At 39.1% G+C, this 5,427-nt stretch carries 5 protein-coding genes and 1 pseudogene; 5 read left to right on the top strand and 1 reads right to left on the bottom strand.

From position 1 onward, the window contains the following. Nucleotides 1–116: 116 nt before the first annotated feature. The 5 genes from ACPUEY_RS13860 (at nucleotide 117) to ACPUEY_RS13880 (ending at nucleotide 5,176) form a co-directional block, all read left to right on the top strand. The gene (locus ACPUEY_RS13860) at nucleotides 117–791 is read left to right on the top strand and encodes a transglutaminase-like domain-containing protein (protein ID WP_425122436.1); all 675 of its coding nucleotides are present in this window, start codon (nucleotides 117–119) and stop codon (nucleotides 789–791) included. Between the two features lie 385 nt (nucleotides 792–1,176). After that, nucleotides 1,177–2,184 (top strand): SDR family NAD(P)-dependent oxidoreductase, encoded by a 1,008-nt coding sequence (locus tag ACPUEY_RS13865; RefSeq protein ID WP_425122433.1) that lies wholly within the window; start codon nucleotides 1,177–1,179, stop codon nucleotides 2,182–2,184. 134 nt (nucleotides 2,185–2,318) lie between these two features. Next, a complete protein-coding gene (fumC, locus tag ACPUEY_RS13870) occupies nucleotides 2,319–3,713 on the top strand; it encodes a class II fumarate hydratase (RefSeq protein ID WP_425122434.1) in 1,395 nt (464 codons plus the stop codon). Nucleotides 3,714–3,993: 280 nt separating this feature from the next. Further along, nucleotides 3,994–4,194: a hypothetical protein gene (locus tag ACPUEY_RS13875; RefSeq protein ID WP_092819661.1), complete on the top strand. Its 201-nt coding sequence runs from the start codon at nucleotides 3,994–3,996 to the stop codon at nucleotides 4,192–4,194. Between the two features lie 631 nt (nucleotides 4,195–4,825). Beyond that, nucleotides 4,826–5,176, top strand: coding sequence for a DUF3147 family protein (locus ACPUEY_RS13880; RefSeq protein ID WP_425122435.1), 351 nt, complete (start codon nucleotides 4,826–4,828; stop codon nucleotides 5,174–5,176). Between the two features lie 172 nt (nucleotides 5,177–5,348). Here the strand turns inward: ACPUEY_RS13880 and ACPUEY_RS13885 are convergent. Further along, nucleotides 5,349–5,427, bottom strand: a pseudogene (locus ACPUEY_RS13885) (IS1 family transposase); the annotation flags it as partial.

Here is a 5,427-nt window from a genome sequence, read left to right on the forward strand (position 1 = left end):
TTTACTGCTTCAATTTTGAATTCTTCAGGATATCGTTTACTGCTCATAAGCACCTCGTTAATTAGCCATTTTATCTAACTAAAAGGTGTCTACAAAATTAGTGGCTATTCACCCCTATATTAAACTATAGCCATTTTTTAATAAAAAATTTAATAGAGCAAAGAAAATGGAATGAGTTAAGTGATGTAGAAAAAGTTAAAAAAATTTATAACTTTGTTCGGGACGAGATTAAGTTCGGCTATAACACCGGAGACATGATTCCTGCTTCTGATGTTTTAAAAGATGGCTATGGCCAATGTAATACAAAAGCAACTTTATTGATGGCGCTGTTAAGAGCAGTCAAAATACCTACTCGACTGCATGGCTTCACTATTGATAAAGCGTTACAGAAAGGGGCGATAGACGGTATCTGGTATAAGCTTTCACCTAAAAACATATTGCATAGTTGGGTGGAGGTTTATGTGAATGAACATTGGTATATCTTGGAAGGAGTCATTCTTGATAAGAAATATTTTCAAGAGCTAAGAAACATCAATAAAAACGTTACTCAGACATTCTGTGGTTTCGGAGTCTTTACAGATAATTTTGATAATCCACCCATAGACTGGAATCTAAGTCATACTTTTATTCAAGACAAGGGAATTAACCAAGACTTCGGTATATTTGATAGCCCTGACGATTTTTATAGAAGTCATCAGCAAGAGCTTAGTTATATTAAAAGTCTATCTTTTAAGTACTTTATAAGACATTTAATGAACAGGAATGTAAATACGATTAGGAATAAACATTAGATAGACTTGAAAAGCTTTTGCCGTTTCTGAGTTGTCTTGCTTAGGAGAGAGGTGGCAGTCCACTATGATCATATCTTTAAACTGAAAAGACTTCCGCATGAACGATACAGATTGCTGAAATAAAAATAGACCGCCTGGAAGGGCGGTTTTTTATGTCTAAATCAATTTTTTTGTCGTAAATAAAATACAGTTCATAGCCATAACTGTAACACATGCATTATTTCAAACCTTTAATATGGTGATATAGTGCTCTTGCAGATTAGCCGACTCAAGAGAATTTTTGAGTCGGTTTTTTGCTTTTAATATCTGTGAATAAGTTGTTGTAAGCACCAAAATTACACCAATAAATTGCAAGGTACTGATTATTATAAGGAGTATCTAAACAATGATTTTAGTGACAGGTGGTTTAGGCTTTATAGGCTCACATATTGCGTTAAGCCTGATGGCTCATGGACAAGAAGTCATCATTGTCGATAATTTATCCAATGCAACTTTACAAACCCTGGAACGACTTGAATACATTTCCGGCATGTATGTGCCTTTTGTCAAAATTGACATCCGCAATACGCCGGCTTTAAACAAAGTTTTTGAACAATATTCCGTAGAAGCCGTCATTCATACCGCCGGTTTCAAATCGATAGAAGAATCTGCGCTGAAACCGCTGGAATATTATAACGATAATGTCAGTTGTATTATGAGCTTGCTGCGTTCCATGCAGCGTACAGGCATTCGCAGCCTGATTCATTTATCCAGTCTGGCGGTTTACGGCCAGTCCAGCTTAATTCTGACCGAAGATACGCCATTTAATTATTCCTATCCAAATCCCTATATCAAATCTCAACAAATGACGGAAGAAATCATCCGTGATACTGCACTGACCGACAATGAATGGAAAATTGCCATTTTAAGATTATGCAACATTGCCGGAGCCTTTGAACATGCCGTACTCGGGGAGTTTGTTGCACCATTGCCGAAAAACATTATTCCGCTGGCTTTACAGGTAGCAGCGAGAAAACGTGATTATATTGAACTGCGACAGCAAGCCCAAACCCTGGATCGTACCGTTGAACGCAGCTTTTTGCATGTATTGGACTGTTGTGATGCCATTTTCGCAACCTTGCAATGGTTAAGAACCCAACCTTATACCTGTAATGCTTTTAATATCGCAGGGCAAAATATGTCCATACGCGCCTTGCTCAGTGAAGTGTCCAAAGTCACCCGGACTGAAATCAAGACCATAGATGCACCGTTTTATACTTATGCTGAACTGGATCAGGTGGGGGCGACTTCAAGCAAGGCCCATGAAATTTTAAAATGGCAACCTAAACGCAGCATTACCCAAATGATTGAAGATGCCTGGCGTTTTTATCAGCAAACGCTAAAAGGAAATTAAAGAGGTATGAAGCTTAAAAAGCATATGTAAATAATAATCATTTACAATTACAAGATGTTTGATTAAGATCATTAAATATGTCAAAACTAATCAATTGGCTGAATGAATAAAACGACAGGGATAAGAGGTAGCGCATGCAAACACGTATTGAACACGACACCATGGGCGAGGTAGAAGTTCCAGGCGAAGCAATGTGGGGTGCGCAAACACAGCGCAGTTTGCAAAACTTTAAAATTGGCCAGGAGCGTTTACCCCGACCGATGATTCGGGCGATGGGCCTAGTCAAAAAAGCGGCAGCCATTACCAATGCCGAGTTAGATCAAATTCCTCATGAGCTGTCACACTATATCGTCAATGCTGCAGAAGAAGTCATTGCCGGGAAGTGGGATAGCCAGTTTCCGCTGGTAGTATGGCAAACCGGTTCGGGTACGCAAAGTAATATGAACTGCAATGAAGTGATTGCCAATATTGCCAACCAGAAACTGGGTAATCCTTTGGGGGCGCAAAAGCCGGTTCATCCCAATGATCATGTCAATCGTGCGCAATCGACCAATGACTCTTTTCCAACGGCCATTCATGTGGCTGCAAGCCTGCAAATCAATGAACTGCTGATTCCTGCGGTACAACGTTTACGCGATACTCTAGAGGCTAAATCTAAAGCATTTTCAGATATTGTGAAAATTGGCCGTACTCATTTACAGGATGCAACGCCCTTAACGCTGGGTCAGGAATTTAGTGGCTATGTATCACAACTGGATCATGCCTTAAAACGTCTGCATTATGCCTTACTGGGTTTGTATGAATTGCCTTTGGGAGGGACAGCAGTTGGAACCGGTTTAAATGCTCATCCTGAATATGCGGTTAAAGCAGCAGCACAACTGGCCAATTTAACCGGTTTGCCATTTGTGACGGCTCCGAACAAATTCGAAGCTTTGGCGGCCCGGGATGCTGCAGTATTTGCCTCTGGAGCCTTAAAAACGCTGGCAACAAGTTTAAATAAAATTGCCAATGATATTCGCTGGCTGGCAAGTGGTCCGCGCTGTGGGTTTGGCGAAATCCGTATTCCTGAAAATGAGCCGGGTTCAAGCATTATGCCGGGTAAGGTCAATCCTACCCAAAGTGAAGCCATGACCATGGTGGTGGCGCAGGTGTTGGGGAATGACACGACCATTAATGTGGCTGGAGCTTCGGGCAACTTTGAACTGAATGTGTTTATGCCGGTCATTGCCTTTAACCTGTTGCAATCGATTCAACTGTTGGGCGATGCATGTAACAGCTTCAATGATCATTGCGCCGTTGGCATTGAGCCAAACCGGGAAAAGATAGATCATTTCCTGCATAACTCACTCATGCTAGTCACCGCTTTAAATCCGGTGATTGGTTATGAAAATGCTGCGAAAGTTGCAAAAACAGCTTATAAGGAAGGCAAAACCTTAAAACAGGTCGCGGTCGAATTGAATCTGGTTACTGCGGAACAGTTCGATGCTGTGGTGGTTCCGGAAAATATGGTGTCTCCTAATGTGAAATAGGCATCTAAAGGCGAGAACAGCTATCATCAATTGCTCATCTGTGGTTTTTTCCAGGGTAGATATCCGTACAATATAGGAAGAAATTAACTGCCGATGATTAGACTTCTTTCATAATTGTGCACATCCTCTTTGTTTTCTTCCATAGGAGGAAATAAAGAGAATTTATGAAAGAAGCCTATTGATTATGCTTGATATTTTGATTTAAACGCTTGCCAAATGGTGGGCTTTTTTCATCTTTATGTTAAATTAATTGCACAATTAAAAGCCCATGGGGGGGTCTGTGAAAGAAGCACTAAAAGAATATCGCATTGCAAGAACCAAGCTTGAAGATGAAATTCAAGAGTTTCTGAGCCAAAAATTTGCAGAATTTAAAGAAAAGACGGGGGCTGAAGTTATTCATTTAGACGTAAACATTGAAGTACTGGATGATCATGAAGCAGATGCTTTTATTGAAAGTGTGTTTGTCAGTACAGATTTATAGTGAATAGCCAGAAAGTAGAAGCCCAACGAAAGGTAGGCTTTATTTAATCCACAGAAATTTACCTAACATACACAAGCTATCGAACTGGGCTTAGAGTGCAATCGGTATAAGTTTGAGCCATATATGCTTGGATTTCTAATCGGTTGAGGTAAAAGATGAAATTATTCACTTTGATTGGGGCAGGGTGGCGGCTAGGTATTATTTTTAGAAAGTTAAAAAAGAAAGAAAAATAAAAAAAAAGCCAATAACTTACGAGAAATAGAGGAACCAATCAAGGCACAAAATATCACTGTTTAATTTATGAAAAGGTCTTACACTTTTGTGAGACTTGGTTGACTTCCCAGAGCCATGATTTTAAGTCTACAGCTAAATTTTTTTTTGATCCTGAGGCAATTTAAATAGATGATCAGAATGATGATTATTGTCTATCCATAACGAAAAAAATAACCCAAAATAAATGCGTGAAAAACAGTTCCTCTAATTGCCCTATACTTTTTGCCACTCAAAGCATGGGACATAGAGGAAAAGAAGGATAAATTTCTTGTCTATTGAGCAATTTATAGGTCGAATAAAGCGTGTAGATGATTGAAAGCACCTATAAAAAGTTTTTTATTTGCTAAAGGAAATGCATATGGTTTGGCTTATTGCTAAATATGCTATAACTGCTGGGATGGTCATACTAATTTCAGAAGTTGCTAAACGTAGTGACCGTCTAGGAGGGTTGATTGCCGCCTTGCCTATTGTCACGGTACTTGTGCTGATATGGATGAAAATTGAGAATCAGGATCCCCAGAAAATTTCCAATCATGCTTGGTATACCTTTTGGTATGTAGTACCAACCTTACCTATGTTTTTAGCATTTCCGATACTTTATCAGCGTTATGGATTTTGGCTGTCTCTAGCCATCTGTTGCATAATGACTATCTTTATTTTTCTTGTCTGGGCTGTGATTTTGCGCCATTTCGGCATTGATTTAATGTAAAGTATTAAAACGATTATTTACCCCGAATCAGGATGAATACTGGAGAGGAAATTGCTAATTTCCTGCTGGAAAACCATGAAACATCCATTGGATGCCATATAAAATAACCAGGATTAAAATCACTGAAAAAGTGATTTCTAATTTCGGTGGTGTTTCAAAAAGTATGCTAGCGTTAAACAAATCCGTTATTAAGGTAAAAGAAAGTCAAATCAAAGGCTTTAAAATGATTTTCGAGCTTTTTAGAAAAGTTG

Origin of the sequence: Acinetobacter sp. G11 (assembly GCF_049808495.1) — a bacterium.
GTDB classification, from domain to species: domain Bacteria; phylum Pseudomonadota; class Gammaproteobacteria; order Pseudomonadales; family Moraxellaceae; genus Acinetobacter; species Acinetobacter kookii.

Excerpts from the sequence above, each read along its gene's own strand:
- ACPUEY_RS13865 (WP_425122433.1), top strand. The coding sequence starts at position 1,177 with ATGATTTTAGTGACAGGTGGTTTAGGCTTTATAGGCTCACATATTGCG.
- fumC (WP_425122434.1), top strand. The coding sequence starts at position 2,319 with ATGCAAACACGTATTGAACACGACACCATGGGCGAGGTAGAAGTTCCA.
- ACPUEY_RS13880 (WP_425122435.1), top strand. The coding sequence starts at position 4,826 with ATGGTTTGGCTTATTGCTAAATATGCTATAACTGCTGGGATGGTCATA.